The following is a 19,964-nucleotide window of genomic DNA, read 5'->3' as shown; positions in this document are numbered from 1 at the left end:
GGTCGGCGCCCGGCCGCTCCGGTCCGGGGCCGCGATCCTAGGGGCGTGACGGCGCCGGCCTGCCCCGACCGGCCGGCGCTGTCCACCAGGCGCACGGGATCTGTCCGAAAACGTCGAGGTCACGACCCGACATCGCTCTTCCGTGGGGTCCTCATTACCCTCCCGTTCACTTCATCGTTGCCGCAGCGACGGGCCTTGTTGGGGGCGACAGGGCCGCTCCGGCACGTGACGCGGGCAGGGGGCCTGACCACTGTGACGACACCGACCACGACACGCGCGGCACCGAGCACCGACCACCCGGCCGGTCCGGTGCCGGCCGAACGGACCGACCTGGCCGAGGCGGGGCGGATGCTCCTGCGCTCGGTCCTCCCCGCCGGGGTGCTGCTGTGCCTGGCGCTGGCCGTCTACGGCGGCACCGGGCACGACCTGACGATCGTGCTGCAGGACCGCTTCCCGGAGGACTCCGAGTACTCCGGGCTCTTCACGATCATGTTCTCGAGCGCGCTCATGGTCTGCGCCGGGATCGCGATCGGCTCGCTCGTCGTGTCCCGCGCGTGGTCGCGGCACACCGGGGACGAGGGTGCGACGTCGCCCGCCCAGACCGCGGGGCTGGCCGTCGCGATCCTCTGCGTCTGGCTCGGCTTCGACGACATGATGATGGTCCACGACGCCGTGCTCCCCGGGATGGGCATCCCGGAGACCGCCGGGCTCGCGGTGTACGCGGTGGTCGGCATCGCGCTGGTCGCGTGGGCGTTCGGCCCGCTGCGGCGCGAGCGGCTGGGCCTGACCTTCCTGGCGGGGCTCGCGCTGCTGGGCGGGTCGCTCGTGGGGGACGAGGCCGAGGACTTCTTCGAGGACCGCATCCCGCCGCTCGCGACGTTCCTCGGGCACGCCGAGGACGTCGTGAAGTTCCTGGCCTACGTCGCGCTCTGCCACCTGTGCGTACTGCTCGCGCGGCGCGTCATGGCCCGCACGCTGCAGGCGGCGACGGAGCGGGCGGCGCGCGAGGCGGTCGAGCGGTCCGCGGCCCCGACCCGGAAGCCGTCACCGGTCCCCATGCGGGTGACCTCGGCGGGCTCCCCCGCCGACGACCGCACGACGCCGATCCGGGTCACCCCGCCCGAGGAGTACCCGCGGCGGAGCTAGCCGCGGGTCAGGAGCCGAGGGCCCGGTCGACGGCGGCGACGGCACCGTCGAGCGGCACCTCGGTCTGCGAGCCGTCGGAGAGGTCCTTGAGCTGGACCACGCCCCCGTCGAGGTCGCGCTCGCCCAGCACCAGCGCGTAGCGCGCCCCGGACCGGTCGGCCGCCTTCATCGCCCCCTTGAGCCCCCGCCCGCCGTAGGCGAGGTCGGCGCGGATGCCGCCGCGGCGCAGCTGCCCGACGATCCCGACGAGCCGGTCCCGGGCCGCCTCCCCCAGCGGCACCCCGAAGACCTCGACCCGCCGCGCCGGCGCGACCTCCAGCCCCTCGGCGTGGCAGGCCATGAGGGTGCGGTCGACACCGATGCCGAAGCCCACCCCGGAGAGCGCCGGGCCGCCCAGCTCGGCCATGAGCCCGTCGTAGCGCCCGCCGCCGCCGATCCCGGACTGCGAGCCGAGCCCCGGGTGGACGAACTCGAAGGTCGTCTTCGTGTAGTAGTCCAGGCCGCGGACCATCCACGGGTTCTCGGTGTAGGCGACCCCGAGGTCGTCGAGGTAGCCCAGCACCTTGCGGTGGTGGGCCGCGGCCTCGTCGGACAGGTGGTCGACCATGAGCGGCGCCCCGGCGAGCTGTTCGCGCACCTCGGGCCGCTTGTCGTCGAGCACCCGCAGCGGGTTGATGCGGGCCCGCTCGCGGGTGTCCTCGTCGAGGTCGAGCTTCTCGAGGAACCGCTGCAGCTCGGCGCGGTAGGCCGGCCGGGTCGTCGCGTCGCCCAGGCTGGTGATCTCCAGGCGGTAGCCGGTCAGGCCGAGCGCGCGGAACCCGGCGTCGGCCACGGCGAGGACCTCGGCGTCGAGTGCGGGGTCGTCCACCCCGATCGCCTCGATCCCGACCTGCTGCAGCTGGCGGTACCGGCCGGCCTGCGGGCGCTCGTAGCGGAAGAAGGGCCCCTGGTAGCGCAGCTTGACCGGCAGCGTCCCGCGGTCCATCCCGTGCTCGATGACGCTGCGCACGACGCCGGCGGTCCCCTCCGGCCGCAGCGTCACGGTGCGGCCGCCGCGGTCGGCGAAGGTGTACATCTCCTTCGACACGACGTCGGTGGACTCGCCGACGCCCCGGGCGTAGAGCGCGGTGTCCTCGAACACCGGCAGCTCGAGGTGGGCGTAGCCGGCGCGGTCGGCCTCGCGGACGAGGGTGTCGCGCACCGCGGTGAACTCGGGCCCGACGTACTCGGGGATGCCCTTCGGGGCGGTGAACCCGCCCTGCGGAATCTCGGCCATGTGTCCTCTTACAGGTTCCGGCCGGGCGCGTTCGGCGTGCCCTGCAGGAACGGGTTGGTGTGGCGCTCGTCGCCGATCGTGGTCGGCTGCCCGTGCCCGGGCAGCACCGCCGTCTCGTCGGGCAGCACGAGGAGCTTGTCGCGCAGGCTCGTCATCATCTCCTGCAGCGAGCCGCCGGGGAGGTCGGTGCGCCCGATGCTGCCCTGGAAGAGGGTGTCCCCGGCGAGCACGAACGGCGCCCCCTCGTCGGTGGCGCTGCGGAAGACGACGGAGCCGCGGGTGTGCCCCGGGGTGTGGTCGACGGTGAGCTCCAGGCCCGCGAGCTCGAGGGTGGCGCCGTCGTCGAGGGTCTCGACCCGCCCCGGCTCGCGGAACTCCAGCCCGGGGTACATCGCCGCGAGCTGGGCGCCCATCTCGCCGACCGCCCGGAGCGGGTCGGCGAGCATGAAGCGGTCCTCCGGGTGGATCCAGGCGGGGATGTCGTCGCCGTCGCAGACCGGGGTCACCGACCACATGTGGTCGAGGTGGCCGTGGGTCAGCAGCACCGCGACCGGCGTCAGCCGCCGCTGCGCCAGGACCTGTCGCAGCGGCTCCTCGGCGTCCTGCCCGGGGTCGACGACCACGCACGGGCCGCCCTCCTCGGGTGCGACCACGAAGCAGTTCGTCTGGAAGCTCCCGGCCGGGAACCCGGCGACCAGCACGTCCTCAGTCCTCCCTCGGGTGGGCGTCCCGACCACCCTAGTGGTCGCTGGTTGTCGCCGACCCAGGCGACAGCGCCGGCGGAGGCGATCTCGCGGTCCGTGCGGCCCCGCGCACCGAGGGTCACCCGCGCCCGGACCTGACCTGCCCGAACTCACCTCGCGTTGACTTCCTAGGATGCCGCCGTGCCGACGAACGAGCAGCGCCGGAAGGCGGCCAAGCGCAAGCTGGAGCGGCAGATCGAGCGGCGTGCCGAGCGCGCCCGCCGTCGTCGGCAGCGACTGACGATCGGCGCGGTGGTCGCCGTCGTCGTGGTGGTCGCGGCCGCCGTCGGGATCTACCTCGCGACGCGGCCGTCCACCTCCGAGGCCGCGCCGGCGGCGGCGTCGGGCGCCTGCCAGTACATCCCCGACGGGCAGGCCTCCAAGCCCGTCCAGGCCCCCGACGCGAACCCGGCCCGCACCGGCACCGTCAACGTCACGCTCCAGACCTCGCAGGGCGCGATCCCGATGACCCTGGACCGGGCGCAGGCCCCGTGCGCGGTCAACGCCGTGACGTCGCTGGCCCAGCAGGGCTTCTACAACGACACCCCGTGCCACCGGCTCACCACCGGCGAGGGCCTCAAGGTCCTGCAGTGCGGAGACCCGACGGGCTCGGGCTCGGGCGGCCCCGGCTTCCGCTACGCCGAGGAGCCGCCGACGAACCTGCCGCCGTCGCCGCAGGGCCAGGGCGCCTCGGACTACTCCCGCGGGCTCGTCGCCATGGCCAAGACCTCGCAGCCCGACACGACGGGCAGCCAGTTCTTCCTCGTGTACGCCGACTCCGCGCTGCCGCCGCAGTACACCGTCGTCGGGCGGATCAGCGACGCCGGGCTCGCGGTGCTCGACAAGGTCGCCGCCGCCGGGAGCGACAACTCCAACGGCGACGGCGACGGCAAGCCGAAGCTCCCGGTGCAGATCACCCAGGCCCAGGTCCAGGGCTGACGGCACGGACCAGGCGGCTCAGGTCGCGGACGCCCCCGCGGCGCTCAGCGGCAGCGCCCCCGGGTGCACCGGCGCCGGCAGGTCGGTCCGCCCGTCCGGCGAGAGGTAGGTGTCGACGGCGGCCGCGGCGGAGCGGCCCTCGGCGATCGCCCACACGATGAGCGAGGCGCCGCGGTGGGCGTCGCCGCAGACGAAGACGCCGGGCGCGTCGGTCTGCCAGTCCGAGCCGCACCCGATCGTGTTCTTCTTCGTGCGCTCGATCCCGAGCCCGGGGATCAGCGCCATGTCGTCGGGTCCGGTGAACCCGATCGAGAACAGCACCAGGTCGGCCGGCACCTCGTGGATCTCCTCCGAGGTCGGCACGACCTCGCGGGAGCCGTCGTCGTTCTTGCGCACCTCGACCGAGACGAGCTCGACCGACCGGACGTGACCGCGGGTGTCGCCGACGAAGCGGCGCACCGCGGTCGCGAACAGGCGCTCACCGCCCTCCTCGAGCGCGGGCGGGGTGCGGAACACGTAGGGCCAGGTCGGCCACGGCGACGTCGAGGGGTCCCGCAGGACCGGCGGCGCCGGGTACTGGTCGAGCTGGTGGACCCCGATCGCCCCCTGGCGGGTCGCCGTGCCGTAGCAGTCGGCGCCGGTGTCGCCGCCGCCGATGACGACGACGTTCTTGCCGCGCGCGGTGATCGAGGACGGGCCGTCACCCTCGCACTCGCGGTTGGCCGGCGTCAGGTAGTCCATCGCGAGGTGGATGCCCTCGAGGTCGCGGCCCTCGATCGTGCGGTCGTCGCGCCCGGCCAGCGAGCCGACGGCGAGCACCACCGCGTCGTACTCGGCGCGCAGCCGCTCCACGGGCAGGGCCGACGCCCCGTCGCCGCCGACCTCGCAGTTCACGACGAAGCGGGTGCCCTCGGCACGCATCTGCTCCAGCCGCCGGTCGAGCTCCCACTTCTCGAACTTGAACTCGGGGATGCCGTAGCGCATCAGGCCGCCGAGGCGGTCGTCGCGCTCGTACACCGTCACCTCGTGACCGGCGCGGGTGAGCTGCTGCGCCGCCGCGAGCCCGGCCGGGCCGGATCCGACGACGGCGACCCGCTTGCCCGACGCTTCCGTGGCCGGCTGCGGGGCGACGTGGCCGTCACGCCACGCGACCTCGGCGATCGACCACTCGACCCGCTTGATCGCCACCGACCCGGGCTGCTCGGTGATCGAGAGGACGCACGCCTCCTGGCAGGGCGCCGGGCACAGCGCGCCGGTGAACTCCGGGAAGTTGTTGGTGGCGTGCAGCCGCTCCGAGGCCCGGCCCCACTCACCGAGCCGGACGAAGTCGTTCCACTCGGGGATGAGGTTGCCCAGCGGGCAGCCCGCCGAGCCGGAGTGGCAGAACGGGATGCCGCAGTCCATGCAGCGCGCCGCCTGCCGGCGCGTCTCGGCCTCGACGTCGGGGTCGGTGACCGGCGCGTAGACCTCGTGCCAGTCGGCGCGGCGCTCCTCGACGGGCCGCTTGGGGTTGTCCTCGCGCTCGTGGGTGAGGAACCCGCGGGGGTCAGCCACCCGCCACCTCCATGATCACCTCGTTGGGGTCGCGGCCCTCGGTCTGGGCGCGCTGGGTCGCGTCGAGGACGCGCTGGAAGTCGGTCGGCATGACCTTGGTGAAGTGCCGGACCTGGGTGTCCCAGTCGTCGAGCAGCCGGGCCGCCTTGGGCGAGTCGGTGTACTCGAGGTGGCGCTCGACGACGTGCCGCAGCCATTCGGCGTCCTCGCCGTCGACCTCGAGCAGGTCGACCATCTCGGCGTTCACCCGGACCTCCGGGAGGTCGTGGACGAACGCGATGCCCCCGGACATGCCGGCGGCGAGGTTGCGCCCCGTCGCCCCCAGCACGACGACCCGGCCGCCGGTCATGTACTCGCAGGCGTGGTCGCCGACGCCCTCGACGACGGCCAGCGCGCCCGAGTTCCGGACGCAGAACCGCTCCCCCACCTGGCCGCGCAGGAAGACCTCGCCCCCGGTGGCGCCGTAGGCGATGACGTTGCCGGCGATGGTGTGCGCCTCGTCGTGCCCGAGCTCCTCGAACGTCCCGGTGCTCGACGTCCTGGTGAAGGGGGCGCCCTCGGGCGGCCGGACGATCACCCGGCCGCCGGAGAGGCCCTTGGCGAGGTAGTCGTTGGCGTCGCCGACGAGGTCCAGGGTGATCCCGGGCGGGAGGAACGCGCCGAACGACTGGCCGGCCGACCCCGTCAGCTCGACGTGGATCGTGTCCTCCGCGAGCCCCTCCCGGCCGTAGCGGCGCGTCACCTCGGATCCGAGCAGGGTCCCGACGGTGCGGTTGACGTTGCGGACCGGCATCTCCAGGCGCACCGGGACCGCGTCGTCCAGCGCGCCCTCCGCCAGCTGGATCAGCGTGCGGTCGAGCGCCTTGTCCAGGCCGTGGTCCTGGGACTTCGTCCGGCGCCGGTCGGTCGAGGCGCCCTCGGGGACCTCGGGCACCGTGAAGAGCGGCGCCAGGTCGATGCCCTTGGCCTTCCAGTTGTCGACCGCCTGCCCGGCGTCGATGAGCTCGGTGTGGCCGATCGCCTCGTCGACGGTGCGGAAGCCGAGCGCCGCGAGGTATTCGCGGACCTCCTCGGCGACGAACCAGAAGAAGTTCTCGACGAACTCCGGCTTGCCGGTGTAGCGCTTGCGCAGCTCGGGGTTCTGCGTGGCCACGCCGACCGGGCAGGTGTCGAGGTGGCAGACGCGCATCATGATGCAGCCGTTGACCACCAGGGGCGCGGTCGAGAAACCGTACTCCTCGGCGCCGAGCAGCATCCCGACGAGGACGTCGCGCCCGGTCTTCATGCCGCCGTCGACCTGCACCGAGATGCGGTCGCGCAGGCCGTTGAGCATGAGCGTCTGCTGGGTGTCGGCGAGCCCGATCTCCCACGGCGCCCCGGCGTGCTTGAGGCTCGTCAGCGGGGCGGCGCCCGTCCCGCCGTCCCAGCCGGAGATGAGCACGACGTCGGCGTGGGCCTTGCTCACCCCGGCGGCCACCGTCCCGACCCCGACCGAGCTGACCAGCTTGACGTGGACCCGGGCGCGGTCGTTGGCGTTCTTGAGGTCGTGGATGAGCTGCTTGAGGTCCTCGATGGAGTAGATGTCGTGGTGCGGTGGCGGGGAGATCAGCCCGACGCCCGGCGTCGAGTACCGGACCTCGGCGATCCACGGGTACACCTTCTTGCCTGCCAGTTGGCCGCCCTCGCCCGGCTTCGCGCCCTGCGCCATCTTGATCTGCAGGTCGTCGGCGTTGACGAGGTACTCGCTGGTGACCCCGAAACGGCCCGAGGCGACCTGCTTGATCGCGGAGCGCTTCGACGGGTCGTACAGCCGGACCGGGTCCTCGCCGCCCTCGCCGGTGTTCGACTTGCCGCCGATGTTGTTCATCGCGATCGCGAGGTCGGTGTGCGCCTCGGCGGAGATCGAGCCGTAGCTCATCGCGCCGGTGGCGAACCGTTTGACGATCTCGGTGGCCGGCTCGACCTCGTCGATGTCGATCGGCGTGCGGTCCTCGTAGCGGAACCGCAGCAGTCCCCGCAGCTGGCCGCCCTCCGCGGCGATGCGGTCGCACTCGGCGGTGTAGCGGCGGAACACGTCGCGCTGCCTGGTCCGCGTGGAGTGCTGGAGCAGGAACACCGTCTCCGGGGTGAACAGGTGCTGCTCGCCCTCGCGCCGGTAGGCGTACTCCCCGCCGACGTCGAGCCCGCGGTGCGCCCGCTCGCTCGGGTTGGGCGGGTAGGCCGTCCGGTGCCGGATCGCCGCCTCCTCGGCGACGACGTCGAGGCCGCCCCCGCCCAGCTTCGAGGCGGTGCCGGTGAAGTACTCGTCGACGAACTCCTGGGAGAGCCCGACGGCCTCGAAGACCTGCGCGGCGGTGTAGCCCGAGACGGTGGAGATGCCCATCTTGGACATCACCTTGAGCACGCCCTTGACGCAGGCCTTCACGTAGTTCCGGATCGCCTGGTCCACCTCGAGATGCTCCAGCTGTCCCGAGGTGATCATGTCCTCGATCGACTCGAACGCGAGGTAGGGGTTGATCGCGGCGGCCCCGAACGAGAGCAGCAGCGCCATGTGGTGGACCTCGCGGGCGTCGCCGGACTCGACGACGAGCGCGACCTGGGTGCGCTCCCGGGTCGCGACGAGGTGGTGGTGCACCGCCGAGACCAGCAGCAGGGCCGGGATGGGCGCCCGCCGGACGTCGGAGTCGCGATCGGAGAGGACCAGGATCCGCTTGCCCGCCGCGATCGCCTCGCTCGCCTCGCGGCGCACCCGGTCCAGCGCCTCGCCCAGGGCGTCGGCGCCGCCGTCGACCTCGAAGAGCCCCGAGATGACCGTCGCGGCGAAGCCGGGCATGTCGCCGTCGTCGTCGATGTGGATGAGCTTCGCGAGCTCGTCGTTGTCGATGACCGGGGAGGGCATCACGATCTGGCGGCACGACGCCGGGCCCGGGTGGAAGAGGTTCTGTTCCGCGCCGATGGGGCGCGCCATACAGGTGACGAGCTCCTCGCGGATCGCGTCCAGGGGCGGGTTGGTGACCTGCGCGAACAGCTGGACGAAGTAGTCGTAGAGCAGCCGGGAGCGCCGGGAGAGCGCGGCGGTGGGGGTGTCGGTGCCCATCGAGCCGAGCGGCTCGGCGCCGGTGGTGGCCATCGGCGCGAGGAGGATCCGCATCTCCTCCTCGGTGTAGCCGAAGGTCTGCTGGCGGCGCACCACCGACTCGTGGGTGTGCACCACGTGCTCGCGCTCGCGGAGCTCCTCGAGGCGCACGAGACCGGCGTGCAGCCACTCGCCGTAGGGGTGCTCGGCGGCCAGCTCGGACTTGTAGGCGTCATCGTCGACGATGCCGCCGGCCCGCGTGTCGACCAGGAACATCCGGCCCGGGCGCAGGCGGCCCTTGGCCACGACCTGCGCGGGCTCGACGTCGAGCACGCCGGACTCGCTGGCGAGCACGACGCGGTCGTCGGCCAGGTGCCACCAGCGGCACGGGCGCAGGCCGTTGCGATCGAGGGTGGCGCCCAGCAGCGTGCCATCGCTGAACACCACCGCCGCCGGCCCGTCCCACGGCTCCATGAGGCTGGAGTGGAACCGGTAGAAGTCCCGCTGGTCGGTGGGCATCTCGGCGTGGTTCTCCCACGCCTCGGGCATCATCATCATCACCGCGTGCGGCAGCGTGCGCCCGCCCAGCGAGAGCAGCTCGAGCACCTCGTCGAAGCTCGCCGAGTCGGAGGCGTCCTCCGGGCACACCGGCATCGCCCGCTGCAGATCGCCGGGGAAGAGGTCGGTGCCCAGCAGCGCCTCGCGGGCCCGCATCCGGTTCCGGTTGCCGCGGACGGTGTTGATCTCGCCGTTGTGCGCCATGGTCCGGTACGGGTGCGCCAGCGGCCAGCTCGGGAAGGTGTTGGTCGAGAACCGGCTGTGCACGACGGCGATCGCGCTGACCAGCCGCTCGTCGCGCAGGTCCGGGAAGAACAGCGGCAGCTGGTCGGTCGTCAGCATGCCCTTGTAGGTCATCGTCCGGCTGGACAGCGACGCGACGTAGAGCCCGCAGCCCTGCTCGCCGGACTCGCGCTCGGCGCGCTTGCGCACGAGGTAGGCGATGCGGTCGAGCTCGATGCCGGCGAGCGCCCGCTCGGGGTGCGCGACCAGGACCTGGGCGAAGCGGGGCATCGCCGACCGGGCGACGGAGCCGACGTCGGCGCCCTCGGGGTCGGTCGGCACGTCCCGCCAGCACAGGACCTCGAGGCCCTCCTCGGCGGTGATCCGCTCGAACAGCGAGACCGCCTTGGCGTGCCCGTCGTCGTCGGCCGGGAGGAAGACCACGCCGGCGGCGTAGGCGTGCACCGGGGCGCCGCCGTCCTCGCTGGGGCGCGGCTCGGGCAGGGCGCACCCGACGGTCGCGCGCAGCAGCTCGTCGGGGAGCTGCACCAGGATGCCCGCGCCGTCACCGCTGGTGGGCTCGCTGCCGGCGGCCCCCCGGTGGTCCAGGTTGTGCAGCACCTGCAGGGCGTCGGCCACGATCGCGTGGCTGCGACGCCCCGTCGTGCTCGCGACCGCGCCGACCCCGCACGCGTCGTGCTCGAACGCCGGGTCGTACAGCCCCTGCGGGCCGGGGTTGGTGGAGAACAGCACGGTGGGCGCCTCCTCGGTGGGAGCAGGGCGGAGCTCGGTCCGCCACGGTCGTCGCGAGCCGGTGGTGGGACGGCGAGCCGGGAGGTGGTCTGGCTCGACGGGTGCCCGGGGACGACGATGGCCCTGGAGACGCCGCGGCGGAACGGGTCCTCGAGGACCCGGACACCGGCGGGATCGGTGCGGGACCCCGACGTTCCGCACCGTCGATCGAGTCTAGCCCTCCGGGAGCCCGGAGGGCCCGGACGCGGAGCGTGACCTCCGCGTCCCGGGGGTGTTCCGCGGGGTCAGCCGCGGGCGGCCGACGGTGGCTCGGCCGGGGCGTCCTCCTGGTCCATGGTCCCCTCGGGCTCGGCGTCGACCCCGGAGGGTTCCCCCGCGCCGTGGCTGGTGTCCTTGTCCGGCGCCGCGGCGTCCTGCCGGTTCTCCCGAGCGCTCTGCGCGTCGTCGGGTCCGCGGCGGTCATCGGTCTCGGGCCCGGCGTGCTGGTGGTCGGCGCTCACATGCCCGGGCGTACCCGACCCCCCGGACGCCGAACCGGGTTCCGGCCCCATCGACGCGGACAGGTCCTCCCGCGGGCCGCGGACGACGAGCAGGTAGACCAGGGCCACGACGAACACGACCCCGGCGACCACGACGTTGATCCGCACGTCGCCGAACACCCGGGTGGCGGGATCGGTGCGCAGCAGCTCGATGACGAAGCGCCCGGCGGTGTAGCCCGCGACGTACAGCGCGAAGGCGCGGCCGCGGGAGAGTGTGAGGCGACGGTCGAGCACCACGACGAGGATCGCCACGAGGACGTCCCAGACGAGCTCGTAGAGGAAGGTCGGCTGCACGATCTCGACGGGCGTGCGGTCGAGCGCGACGCCGCCGAGGTTGTCCGGCGCCCCGGTGACCGGGTCGACCCGGCGGTAGATCTCCAGGCCCCACGGCAGGGTGGTCGGGGCGCCGTAGAGCTCCTGGTTGAACCAGTTCCCCAGTCGACCGATCCCCTGCGCCAGCACGATCCCGGGCGCGGCCGCGTCGGCGAAGGCCGTGAGCGGCACCCCGCGGCGCCGGCAGGCGATCCAGGCACCTACGGCGCCGAGCGCGATCGCGCCCCAGATCCCGAGGCCGCCGTTCCAGACGTAGAGCGCGGCGACCGGGTCACCGCCCGGGCCGAAGTAGGTGCGCCAGTCGGTCGCGAGGTGGTAGAGCCGCCCGCCGATCAGCCCGAACGGCACCGCCCACACCGCCACGTCGACGACGAAGCCGGGCGCGCCCCCGCGGGCGACGAACCGCCGGTCGGTCAGCCAGACCGCGACGAGGATCCCGACGATGATGCAGAGCGCGTAGGCCCGCAGCGGGACGGGGCCGACGTGCCACACGCCCTGGGGCGGGCTGGGGATCGTCGCCGGGAGCATCGCTGCGAGCACGGCCCGAGGCTATCGGGGCACCCCGACATCCGCGGTGAGGCGGGGTCGGCGGGGCGGCCGGGCGTGCGGGGCGGCCTGCCTCGGTGTCCGGGCCGCGAGGGGCACAACACGCAGGTCACGCGCCGCCCGGAGGTGCCTCCCGAGCTCCTGATCGAGGGCGGGTGGGCGGGACCGAGTCCCCGCTCAGCGGCCGGTGTGGTTGCCCCGCACCCCGGCGGCGAGCTCGCTGGTCAGCCGGGCCACCGCGGCCCGCCCGTGCTCGGCCGCCGACACCAGCGCCGACCCGACGATCACCCCGTCCGCGAACGACGCGACCTCGGCGGCCTGGCCGCCCGACCGCACGCCGAGCCCCACCCCCACCGGCAGGTCGGTGTGCCGCCGCGCCCGCTCCACCAGCGTGCGGGCGGTGTCGGAGACGGCGTCGCGCGCGCCCGTGACACCCATCGTCGACGCCGCGTAGAGGAACCCGCGGGTCACCGCCGTCGTGGAGGCGATCCGCTGCTCGGTGGAGGACGGCGCGATCAGGAAGATCGGGGCGATCCCGTGGGCCTCGGTCGCCGCGAGCCAGCCGTGCTCCTCGTCGGGCACCAGGTCGGGGGTGATGACCCCGAGCCCGCCGGCCGCCGCGAGGTCGCGCGCGAACGCCTCGGGCCCGTAGCGCAGCACCGGGTTCCAGTAGGTCATGACGACCGCGCGTCCGCCCCGGGCGGCGAGGGTCTCGACCACGGAGAGCGTGTCGCGCACGCGCACCCCCCCGCGCAGGGCGGTGTCGACCGCGTGCTGGATCACCGGGCCGTCGAGTACCGGGTCGGAGTAGGGCAGGCCGACCTCGACGAGGTCCGCGCCGGCGTCGAGGGCCTGCGTGAGCAGCCCGGTGGAGCCGGCCACCGTCGGGTAGCCGGCGGGCAGGTAGGCGATGAGCGCGGCGCGGGACTCGGCCCGCGCCGTCGTGAAGACCTCGTCGAGGACGGTGAGCCCGGTGCTGCCGCCCGGCTGGGTGACGGTCACAGCTCCCGCTCCCCCGCGCCGGCGTCGTCCGCGGGCGGCTCCTCGGTCGGCAGCGACGCCGGGTCGACGACGTCGAACCACCGGGCGGCGGTGTCGACGTCCTTGTCGCCGCGGCCCGAGAGGTTCACCAGCAGCGTCGCGTCGGGGCCGAGCTCCCGGCCGAGCCGGACGGCGCCGGCGACGGCGTGCGCCGACTCGATCGCGGGGATGATGCCCTCGGTCCGGCAGAGCAGCCGGAACGCGTCCATCGCCTCGGCGTCGGTGACCGGGACGTACTCCGCGCGCCCGACGTCGCGCAGGAACGAGTGCTCCGGCCCGACGCCGGGATAGTCGAGGCCCGCCGAGATCGAGTGCGACTCGATGGTCTGCCCGTCCTCGTCCTGCAGCACGTAGGTGAGCGCGCCGTGGAGCGCGCCGACGCTGCCGCCGGTGATCGAGGCCGCGTGGCGGCCGGTGTCGACGCCGTCACCGGCGGCCTCGCACCCCACGAGGCGCACCGCGGTGTCGTCGAGGAACGGGTGGAAGATGCCGATGGCGTTCGACCCGCCGCCCACGCAGGCGAGCACCGCGTCGGGGAGCCGGCCGTACTGCTCGAGGACCTGGGCCCGCGCCTCGAGCCCGATCACCCGGTGGAAGTCGCGGACCATCATCGGGAACGGGTGCGGACCGGCGGCGGTGCCGAGCACGTAGTGGGTGTGCTCGACGCTCGCGACCCAGTCGCGGTAGGCCTCGTTGAGCGCGTCCTTGAGGGTCCGCGAGCCGGTGGTGACCGGGACGACCTCGGCGCCGAGCAGCCGCATCCGGGCCACGTTGAGGGCCTGCCGCTCGGTGTCGACCTCGCCCATGTAGACCACGCAGTCGAGACCGAGCAGCGCCGCGGCGGTCGCGGTCGCGACGCCGTGCTGGCCCGCGCCGGTCTCGGCGATCACCCGCGTCTTGCCCATGCGCTTGGTGAGCAGCGCCTGGCCCAGCACGTTGTTGATCTTGTGGGAGCCGGTGTGGTTGAGGTCCTCGCGCTTGAGCAGGACGCGGGCACCGCCCGCGTGCTCGGAGAGCCGGCGCGCGTCGGTGACGGGGCTGGGCCGTCCCGCGTAGTCACGCTGCAGCCGGTCGAGCTCGGCGAGGAACTCCGGGTCGTGGCGGGCCTTGTCGTACTCCGCGGCCACCTCGTCGACCGCGGCGATCAGCGCCTCGGGCATGAACCGTCCGCCGTAGCGGCCGAAGTGGCCGCCGGCGTCCGGGTTGTGCCCGTGCTCGGCGAGACCGGCGCTCGCGGGGGGCAGTCCGCCGGGGGTGGTGCTCATGCTGGGGTCCCTCTCCGGTGGCGCGCCGTCAGCGGGCGGGCTTCGGGCACGCCGGGTGCGACCCGGCCGTCACCAGCTGGCGCACGGCGGCGCGGGGGTCCTCGGCCGTGGCCATCGACTCCCCGACCAGCACCGCATCGGCGCCCAGCCCCGCGTAGGTCATGAGGTCGCCCGGCCCGCGCACCCCGGACTCGGCCACGCGCAGCACCTCGCCGGGCAGGCCCGGGGCGAGCCGGCTGAAGACGGTGCGGTCGACCTCGAGGGTCTTGAGGTCCCGCGCGTTGATGCCGACCAGCTTGGCGCCCGCCTGCAGCGCCATGTCGGCCTCGAACTCGTCGTGGATCTCGACCAGCGCCGTCATCCCGAGCGAGTGGACACGGTCGACCAGGGCGTCGAGGGCGTTCTGCTCGAGCACCGAGCACATCAGCAGCACCAGGTCCGCGCCGTGCGCGCGGGCCTCGTGCACCTGGTAGGTCCCGACGACGAAGTCCTTGCGCAGCACGGGGATGTCCACCGCGGCGCGGACCTCGTCGAGGTCGGTCAGCGACCCCTCGAACAGGCGCTGCTCGGTGAGGACGCTGATCACCCGCGCGCCGCCCTCGACGTACTGGCGGGCGAGCTTGGCCGGGTCGGGGATGTCGACCATGTGGCCCCGCGAGGGCGAGGCCCGCTTGACCTCCGCGATGACGCCGATGCCCTGGCCCTGCAGCGCGGCGAGCGCGTCCTTGGGCGGCGGCGCCGCGGCCGCGGCGGCCTTGACCTGGTCGAACGGGACGGCGGCCTCGCGGTCCGCGAGGTCGGCTCGGACCCCCTCGAGGATCTTCTCCAGGACGCTCACGCGGCTGCTGCCCCCGTTCCTCGGGCGATCGTCGGTCGTGCTCACCGGGCCCCCGGACTCCGGCCCGGTCCCGTGGGCCGAGTTCGCTCCATGTTAACCCCGTCCTCCCTCGGCCCGGTCCGGCGCCCTCCCCGCGGCGGGCCCCCGCGGGCCCTCTCGCCCGGCGTCCGGACCCTCGGCGGAGGGCTCGTCCGCACGCGGGGCCGCTGTGGGGTCCTCCCCCGCGTCGAGGGCCTCCCAGAGGCCGCGCTCGTCGTCGGCCGGACGGTCGCGGGGCCGGGCGCCGGGCGCGTCGTAGCGCGCCCCGAGGCGGGGCATGACCGAGCCCCGGACCGCCACGAGCACGCCCACCGCGAGCAGGAGCACGGCGCCCAGCGCGGCCAGCAGCGGCCACGCGAGGGTGACCTGGACGCCGAGCGCCCGGCCCGCCTGCTGGGCGGACGCGGGCAGCTGGGACGGCGCGGGCGCGGCCAGCCCGGACACCGCCCGCAGCAGCGCCCACAGCCCGGCCACCCCGACGACGACGCCGACCGCGCGCCGGCCCCAGCCGGACGTCGCGAAGAGCCCGCCGATCGCGGCGAGGGCGAGCAGCGCCCACGGCACCAGCACCGGTTCGGTGTCGGCGCCGACCGCCGTCGCCACCACCCGGCCGCGCAGCGGCACGTCCCAGGTCGCCGTCAGCCACGTCCCGCGCGAGGCCCCCCACAGCGACGCCGCCGCCAGCACCAGCCCGACGACGGCGAGGCCGAGCAGCCGCGAGCCCGGCCGGCGGGGAGCCCGCTCGGCGGCCGCGGGGCCGCTCACGGGACGTCCCGGTCGCCCGACACGCCCTCGGGTGGCGCGAGCGTGCCGGCGGTGGCGACGGCCGCGAGGACGGCGCGGGCCTTGTTGGTGGCCTCGGTGTCCTCCGCCGCCGGGTCGGAGTCGGCGACGATCCCGCCGCCCGCCTGCACGTGCGCGACCCCGTCGCGCAGCAGGCCGGTGCGGATGGCGATCGCGGTGTCGGCGTCGCCCGCGAAGTCGAGGTAGCCGACGATGCCGCCGTAGAGCCCCCGGCGGGTCGGTTCCAGCTCCTCGATGATCTCCATGGCCTTCGGCTTGGGCGCCCCGGAGAGCGTCCCCGCGGGGAAGCAGGCGGCCACGGCGTCGAACGCGGTGCGGCCCTCGGCGAGGCGCCCGGACACCGTCGAGACCAGGTGCATGACGTGGCTGTAGCGCTCGATGTCGAAGAAGCGGTGCACCTTCACCGTGCCCGGCGCGCAGACCCGGCCCAGGTCGTTGCGCCCGAGGTCGACGAGCATGAGGTGCTCGGCACGCTCCTTCTCGTCGGCGAGGAGGTCCTTCTCCAGCAGGACGTCCTCCTCGGCGTCGGCGCCCCGCCAGCGCGTCCCGGCGATCGGGTGCGTGGTGGCGACGCCGTCGCGCACCGTCACCAGCGCCTCCGGCGAGGAGCCGACGATCTCGAACGGGCGTTCCTCGGCGTCGGCGAGGCGCAGCAGGTACATGTACGGGCTCGGGTTGGTGGCCCGCAGGACGCGGTAGACGTCGAGGGCGTCGGCCGCGGTCTCCGACTCGAAGCGCTGGCTGACGACGACCTGGAACGCGTCGCCGGCCCGGATCCGCTCCTTGGCGGTCTCGACGGCGGCGAGGTAGCGGTCGCGGTCGAACCGGCGCCGGACCGTCGGCGAGCGCCCGGCCAGCGGGTCGTACGACGCGACCGTGGACTCCGCCGGCGCCCCGAGCTCCGCGGTCATCCGGTCGAGCCGGGCGAGGGCGTCGTCGTACGCGGCGTCGGCGCGCTCGGGGCTGTCGTCCCAGTTCACCGCGTTGGCGATGAGCGTGACGGTGCCCTCGTGGTGGTCGAGCACCGCGAGGTCGGTGGCCAGCAGCATCACGAGCTCGGGGATCGCGAGGTCGTCCTCGGCGTGCTCGGGAAGGCGCTCCAGGCGACGCACCGCGTCGTACCCCACGTAGCCGACCAGCCCCCCGGTGAGCGGCGGCAGGCCCGGCAGCGGATCGGTGCGCAGCCGCTCGAGCGTCTCGCGCAGCGCGACCAGCGGATCGTCCGTCGGGTCGTCCGCCGTCCCGGGCAGGCCGACCGGCGGCGTGCCCGTCCAGTGCGCCCGGCCGCCGCGCTCGGTGAGCGCCGCCGCGCTGTGCGCGCCGACGAACGAGAACCGCGACCAGGACTCACCGTGGGCGGCGGACTCGAGCAGGAACGTCCCCGTCCGCCGCCCCGCGAGCTTGCGGTAGACCCCGACCGGCGTCTCGTCGTCGGCCAGCAGGCGCCGCACGACGGGGATGACGCGGTGGTGGGCGGCGAGCTCGTGGAAGCGCGCCCGGTCGGGGAACACCGTCCCGAGGCTGATCGGCTGGTCGGTCACGGACACGCCGCCCATTGTGGACGCCCCCACCGACAGCGTCGTCCGGCGGCCTCAGGACGTCACGGCCTCCTCCGGTGCCGGCTCGGCCCGCGTGCGCGCCGCGAACGCCACCGCCCCGATGACGACGACGCAGCCGGCCAGCTGCCACGTCGTCGGGAACTGGCCCAGCACGAGCATCCCGAGCAGCACCGCGCCGACCGGCTGCAGGAGCAGGATCGACGCGCCGGTCGAGGACGGGAGCCGCGCCATGCCGCCCGCGATCAGCACCCACCCCATGCACTGCCCGATCAGCGCCAGCAGCGCGAGCCACCCCAGCGCCTCCCAGCCCGGCGTCAGGTCGACGCCCTCCCAGAAGCTGCCGAGGACGAAGGAGCTCACCGCGGCCGCCGCGGTCGCGAGGGCGACGGGCCCCGACTTCTGACCGGGTGCCGACCCGATCCGCAGGAACAGCAGGTAGCCCGCGTAGGCGCACGCCGCGAGCAGGGCCAGCACGGTGCCGAGGACGGGGTGGGCGGCGCCCCCTCCGCCGTCGGCGAGCCCGCCGGCGAGCGCGACCCCGCCGAGCATCACCGGCACCGCCAGCAGGAACGACGGCCGCACCCGCTCCCGCAGGACCAGGAACGCGAGCAGCGGCAGGATCACGACCTGCACGTTGACCAGCACCGTCGACACCCCGGCGCCGACCGCGTGGATCGCGCCGGTCCACAGCGTCATGTCGAACCCCAGCAGCAGACCGCCGACGACGATCAGCCAGGGGCGGCCGCGCGGCACCCCGCCGAGGCCGTCCACCGGGCGGAGCCGCCGCCGTTCGAGCAGCGCCATGGGGACGAGCACGGGGAGCCCGAGCAGGCAGCGGAAGAACGTCGCGGTGCCCGGCGAGGTCCCGGAGAGCGCGATGAGGATCGGCGAGAGTGCGATGCACAGGCTGCCGGCGACGGCGAGGAGCCGCGGGTCGACCTGGCGACGGCCGGTGGTGGCGGAGGCGTCGGTGGAGGCGGACATCGTCACGCGCTCCAGCGTGAAGCCGCCGATCGTTCAGGACCAGCGACTTGTTCTGGCCGGGAACCGTTAGGTTCTCTGATGTGTTCGGGACCGGGCGCCTGCAGGCGCTGCACGCCGTCGCCACCCACGGCACCGTCGGGAGGGCCGCCGCGAGCCTGCACCTCACGCCGTCGGCGGTGTCGCAGCAGCTCGCCGCGCTCGAGCGGGAGGCGGGGACGGCGCTCACCGAGCCGGCGGGCCGCGGGATCCGGCTGACCCCCGCCGGGCTGGTGCTCACCGACCACGCCGCGGCCGTCCTCGACCGCCTCGCCACCGCGCGCCGCGACCTCGACCGCCTCGACGACGACGTCGTCGGTCCGCTGCGGATCGGCGCGATCCCGACGACGGTGCACGCCCTCGCCCCGGCGAGCCTGGCCCGGCTCCGGCAGGCCCACCCGGACCTCGTGGTGCTGCTCGAGGACGGCGAGGCCGAGCAGACCCTCCCCGCGCTCGTGAACGGGGACCTGGACCTGGCCGTCGTCGAGAACTGGGACGGCCTCCCGGCGCCGGTGCCCGCCCGGACCAGCCGCACCCAGCTCTGTGACGACATCCTCGACCTCGCCCTCCCCCGCGAGCACCCGCTGGCGGCGTCGGGCACGGTCGCGCTCTCCGACCTGGTCGGCGCCGACCTCACCTGGGTCGCCGACACCAGCAGCACGCGGGCCCACGACTGGCTGGTCGAGCGCCTCCGCCGGGAGGGCGTCGAGCCCCGCGTGACGTGCCTGATCTGCGGGTTCGCCATCCACCTGGAGCTCGTGGCGGGCGCGGGCCTCGCCGCGATGATCCCGCGGCTCGCCCGGCCCGCGATCCCGACCGGCGTGCGCATGGTCGCGACGGAACCGGTGCTCGCCCGCACCGTCGACGCGGTCTGGCGCACCGACCGCGAGACGCCGGCCGTCCGGGCGGCCGTGCGGGCGTTCCGGGCCACGGCCGACGCCCGGATCCCACCCCGGACGCCGGTCGCCTCCGCCTAGAACGTGTCCTGCCGCCGCCGCGGGAGCGGCCGTCAGGTGCTCCCGGGGTGGGACCTGCGCCCGCCACACACACCCCGGGCGACGCATCCGGACCTGGCGGGACCTGCGCGCGCCACACACGACGACCCGATACCGGGCTCGTGGACGCGGGAGCCCCGGAGCGCCCGGCGTGTGCGGCGTCCCCGCGTGGCCAGGAACCGTCGAACGCTCACGGGGGTCGGACGGAGCCCCGCGCCCGTCCGGCTCCCCCTCGGTCCATGATCTTCTTCCGGTGGCGGATCCGGCCGCCCTGGCCTCGGATGCGCTACCGGAAACCGATCACCGGCCGGACCCGGACACGAGGAAGGGCCGCGTCGACGGAGTGTGTGCGCGGCGCGTCGGTCGGCCGGGGCACGTGAGCCACCCCGGACGAGGTGTGTGCGCGGCGCGCAGGTCCGGCGCGGTCGCTCAGCCCCGCGGTCGCTCAGCCCCGCGGTCGCTCAGCCCCGCGGTCGCTCAGGCCCGCGGTCGCTCGAAGGTCACGAGCACGCCGTCCACGCCACCGGGACCGATGCGGCCCTTCACCTCGACCCCGGTGATGGCCTTGAGCTGCCAGCCCTGGCCCGCGTGCTCGTTGAGGATCTTCTCCAGCTTGCTGCCGGACATCTTCCCGCCCATCAGGCCCTCGCGGAGCTCGACCACCTTGTACTCGTACGACGCCATGCGACCTCCTCGTCCCGCGTCCTGCGCCCCGGCC

General features: G+C 74.5%; 15 protein-coding genes. 3 read left to right on the top strand and 12 right to left on the bottom strand.

The window, feature by feature from the left end; genetic code table 11:
- Positions 1-309: 309 nt before the first annotated feature.
- Positions 310-1,146: a hypothetical protein gene (locus tag HH311_RS07455; RefSeq protein ID WP_169182981.1), complete on the top strand. Its 837-nt coding sequence runs from the start codon at positions 310-312 to the stop codon at positions 1,144-1,146.
- A 7-nt stretch (positions 1,147-1,153) separates the two neighbouring features.
- Here the strand turns inward: HH311_RS07455 and hisS are convergent, their stop codons facing one another.
- Together hisS and HH311_RS07445 are read right to left on the bottom strand one after the other, a co-directional pair.
- A complete protein-coding gene (gene hisS, locus HH311_RS07450; protein WP_169182980.1) occupies positions 1,154-2,422 on the bottom strand; it encodes a histidine--tRNA ligase in 1,269 nt (422 codons plus the stop codon).
- Positions 2,423-2,430: 8 nt separating this feature from the next.
- A complete protein-coding gene (locus HH311_RS07445) occupies positions 2,431-3,123 on the bottom strand; it encodes an MBL fold metallo-hydrolase (RefSeq protein ID WP_169182979.1) in 693 nt (230 codons plus the stop codon).
- Positions 3,124-3,306: 183 nt separating this feature from the next.
- Here HH311_RS07445 and HH311_RS07440 point away from each other — a divergent pair, with 183 nt between their 5' ends.
- Complete coding sequence (locus HH311_RS07440) at positions 3,307-4,104, top strand: peptidylprolyl isomerase (RefSeq protein ID WP_169182978.1); 798 nt, start codon at positions 3,307-3,309, stop codon at positions 4,102-4,104.
- An 18-nt stretch (positions 4,105-4,122) separates the two neighbouring features.
- On the opposite strand, the gene HH311_RS07435 is transcribed toward HH311_RS07440, so the two are convergent.
- The 9 genes from HH311_RS07435 to HH311_RS07395 all read right to left on the bottom strand — a co-directional run bounded on the left by HH311_RS07435 (position 4,123) and on the right by HH311_RS07395 (position 18,215).
- Complete coding sequence (locus tag HH311_RS07435; protein WP_169182977.1) at positions 4,123-5,658, bottom strand: glutamate synthase subunit beta; 1,536 nt, start codon at positions 5,656-5,658, stop codon at positions 4,123-4,125.
- On the bottom strand, positions 5,651-10,267 hold the full coding sequence (gltB, locus tag HH311_RS07430; RefSeq protein WP_169182976.1) for a glutamate synthase large subunit: 4,617 nt from the start codon (positions 10,265-10,267) through the stop codon (positions 5,651-5,653). The genes HH311_RS07435 and gltB overlap by 8 nt, the downstream gene beginning before the upstream one ends.
- A gap of 284 nt (positions 10,268-10,551) precedes the next feature.
- Entirely contained in the window at positions 10,552-11,667 is a 1,116-nt protein-coding gene (lgt, locus tag HH311_RS07425) for a prolipoprotein diacylglyceryl transferase (RefSeq protein WP_169183114.1), read from the bottom strand.
- 195 nt (positions 11,668-11,862) lie between these two features.
- Positions 11,863-12,687, bottom strand: coding sequence for a tryptophan synthase subunit alpha (trpA, locus tag HH311_RS07420; protein WP_169182975.1), 825 nt, complete (start codon positions 12,685-12,687; stop codon positions 11,863-11,865).
- Entirely contained in the window at positions 12,684-13,991 is a 1,308-nt protein-coding gene (trpB, locus tag HH311_RS07415; RefSeq protein ID WP_169182974.1) for a tryptophan synthase subunit beta, read from the bottom strand. Before trpB ends, trpA begins: the two co-directional genes overlap by 4 nt.
- Before the next feature lie 28 nt (positions 13,992-14,019).
- Complete coding sequence (gene trpC, locus HH311_RS07410) at positions 14,020-14,829, bottom strand: indole-3-glycerol phosphate synthase TrpC (RefSeq protein WP_169182973.1); 810 nt, start codon at positions 14,827-14,829, stop codon at positions 14,020-14,022.
- Positions 14,830-14,922: 93 nt separating this feature from the next.
- On the bottom strand, positions 14,923-15,633 hold the full coding sequence (locus tag HH311_RS07405; RefSeq protein WP_169182972.1) for a Trp biosynthesis-associated membrane protein: 711 nt from the start codon (positions 15,631-15,633) through the stop codon (positions 14,923-14,925).
- Positions 15,630-17,228 carry an anthranilate synthase component I gene (locus tag HH311_RS07400; protein ID WP_169183113.1) on the bottom strand — a complete coding sequence of 533 codons (1,599 nt, stop codon included), beginning with the start codon at positions 17,226-17,228 and terminating at the stop codon, positions 15,630-15,632. The genes HH311_RS07405 and HH311_RS07400 overlap by 4 nt, the downstream gene beginning before the upstream one ends.
- 36 nt (positions 17,229-17,264) lie before the next feature.
- On the bottom strand, positions 17,265-18,215 hold the full coding sequence (locus HH311_RS07395) for a DMT family transporter (RefSeq protein ID WP_169183112.1): 951 nt from the start codon (positions 18,213-18,215) through the stop codon (positions 17,265-17,267).
- 80 nt (positions 18,216-18,295) lie between these two features.
- Here HH311_RS07395 and HH311_RS07390 point away from each other — a divergent pair, with 80 nt between their 5' ends.
- Positions 18,296-19,228 carry a LysR family transcriptional regulator gene (locus HH311_RS07390; protein ID WP_169182971.1) on the top strand — a complete coding sequence of 311 codons (933 nt, stop codon included), beginning with the start codon at positions 18,296-18,298 and terminating at the stop codon, positions 19,226-19,228.
- 495 nt (positions 19,229-19,723) lie between these two features.
- On the opposite strand, the gene HH311_RS07385 is transcribed toward HH311_RS07390, so the two are convergent.
- The gene (locus HH311_RS07385) at positions 19,724-19,930 is read right to left on the bottom strand and encodes a DUF4177 domain-containing protein (protein WP_169182970.1); all 207 of its coding nucleotides are present in this window, start codon (positions 19,928-19,930) and stop codon (positions 19,724-19,726) included.
- Positions 19,931-19,964: the final 34 nt, after the last annotated feature.

Origin of the sequence: Actinomycetospora sp. TBRC 11914 (assembly GCF_012933465.1) — a bacterium.
GTDB lineage: Bacteria > Actinomycetota > Actinomycetes > Mycobacteriales > Pseudonocardiaceae > Actinomycetospora.
Note: the sequence above shows the minus strand (reverse complement) of the source record. Positions and strands in the feature narration are given on the sequence as shown.

What these genes read in the sequence shown, in the direction of transcription:
- hisS (WP_169182980.1), bottom strand. Translation starts at nt 2,422, where the DNA reads ATGGCCGAGATTCCGCAGGGCGGGTTCACCGCCCCGAAGGGCATCCCC.
- lgt (WP_169183114.1), bottom strand. Translation starts at nt 11,667, where the DNA reads ATGCTCCCGGCGACGATCCCCAGCCCGCCCCAGGGCGTGTGGCACGTC.
- trpB (WP_169182974.1), bottom strand. Translation starts at nt 13,991, where the DNA reads ATGAGCACCACCCCCGGCGGACTGCCCCCCGCGAGCGCCGGTCTCGCC.
- HH311_RS07400 (WP_169183113.1), bottom strand. Translation starts at nt 17,228, where the DNA reads ATGGGCGGCGTGTCCGTGACCGACCAGCCGATCAGCCTCGGGACGGTG.
- HH311_RS07395 (WP_169183112.1), bottom strand. Translation starts at nt 18,215, where the DNA reads ATGTCCGCCTCCACCGACGCCTCCGCCACCACCGGCCGTCGCCAGGTC.
- HH311_RS07385 (WP_169182970.1), bottom strand. Translation starts at nt 19,930, where the DNA reads ATGGCGTCGTACGAGTACAAGGTGGTCGAGCTCCGCGAGGGCCTGATG.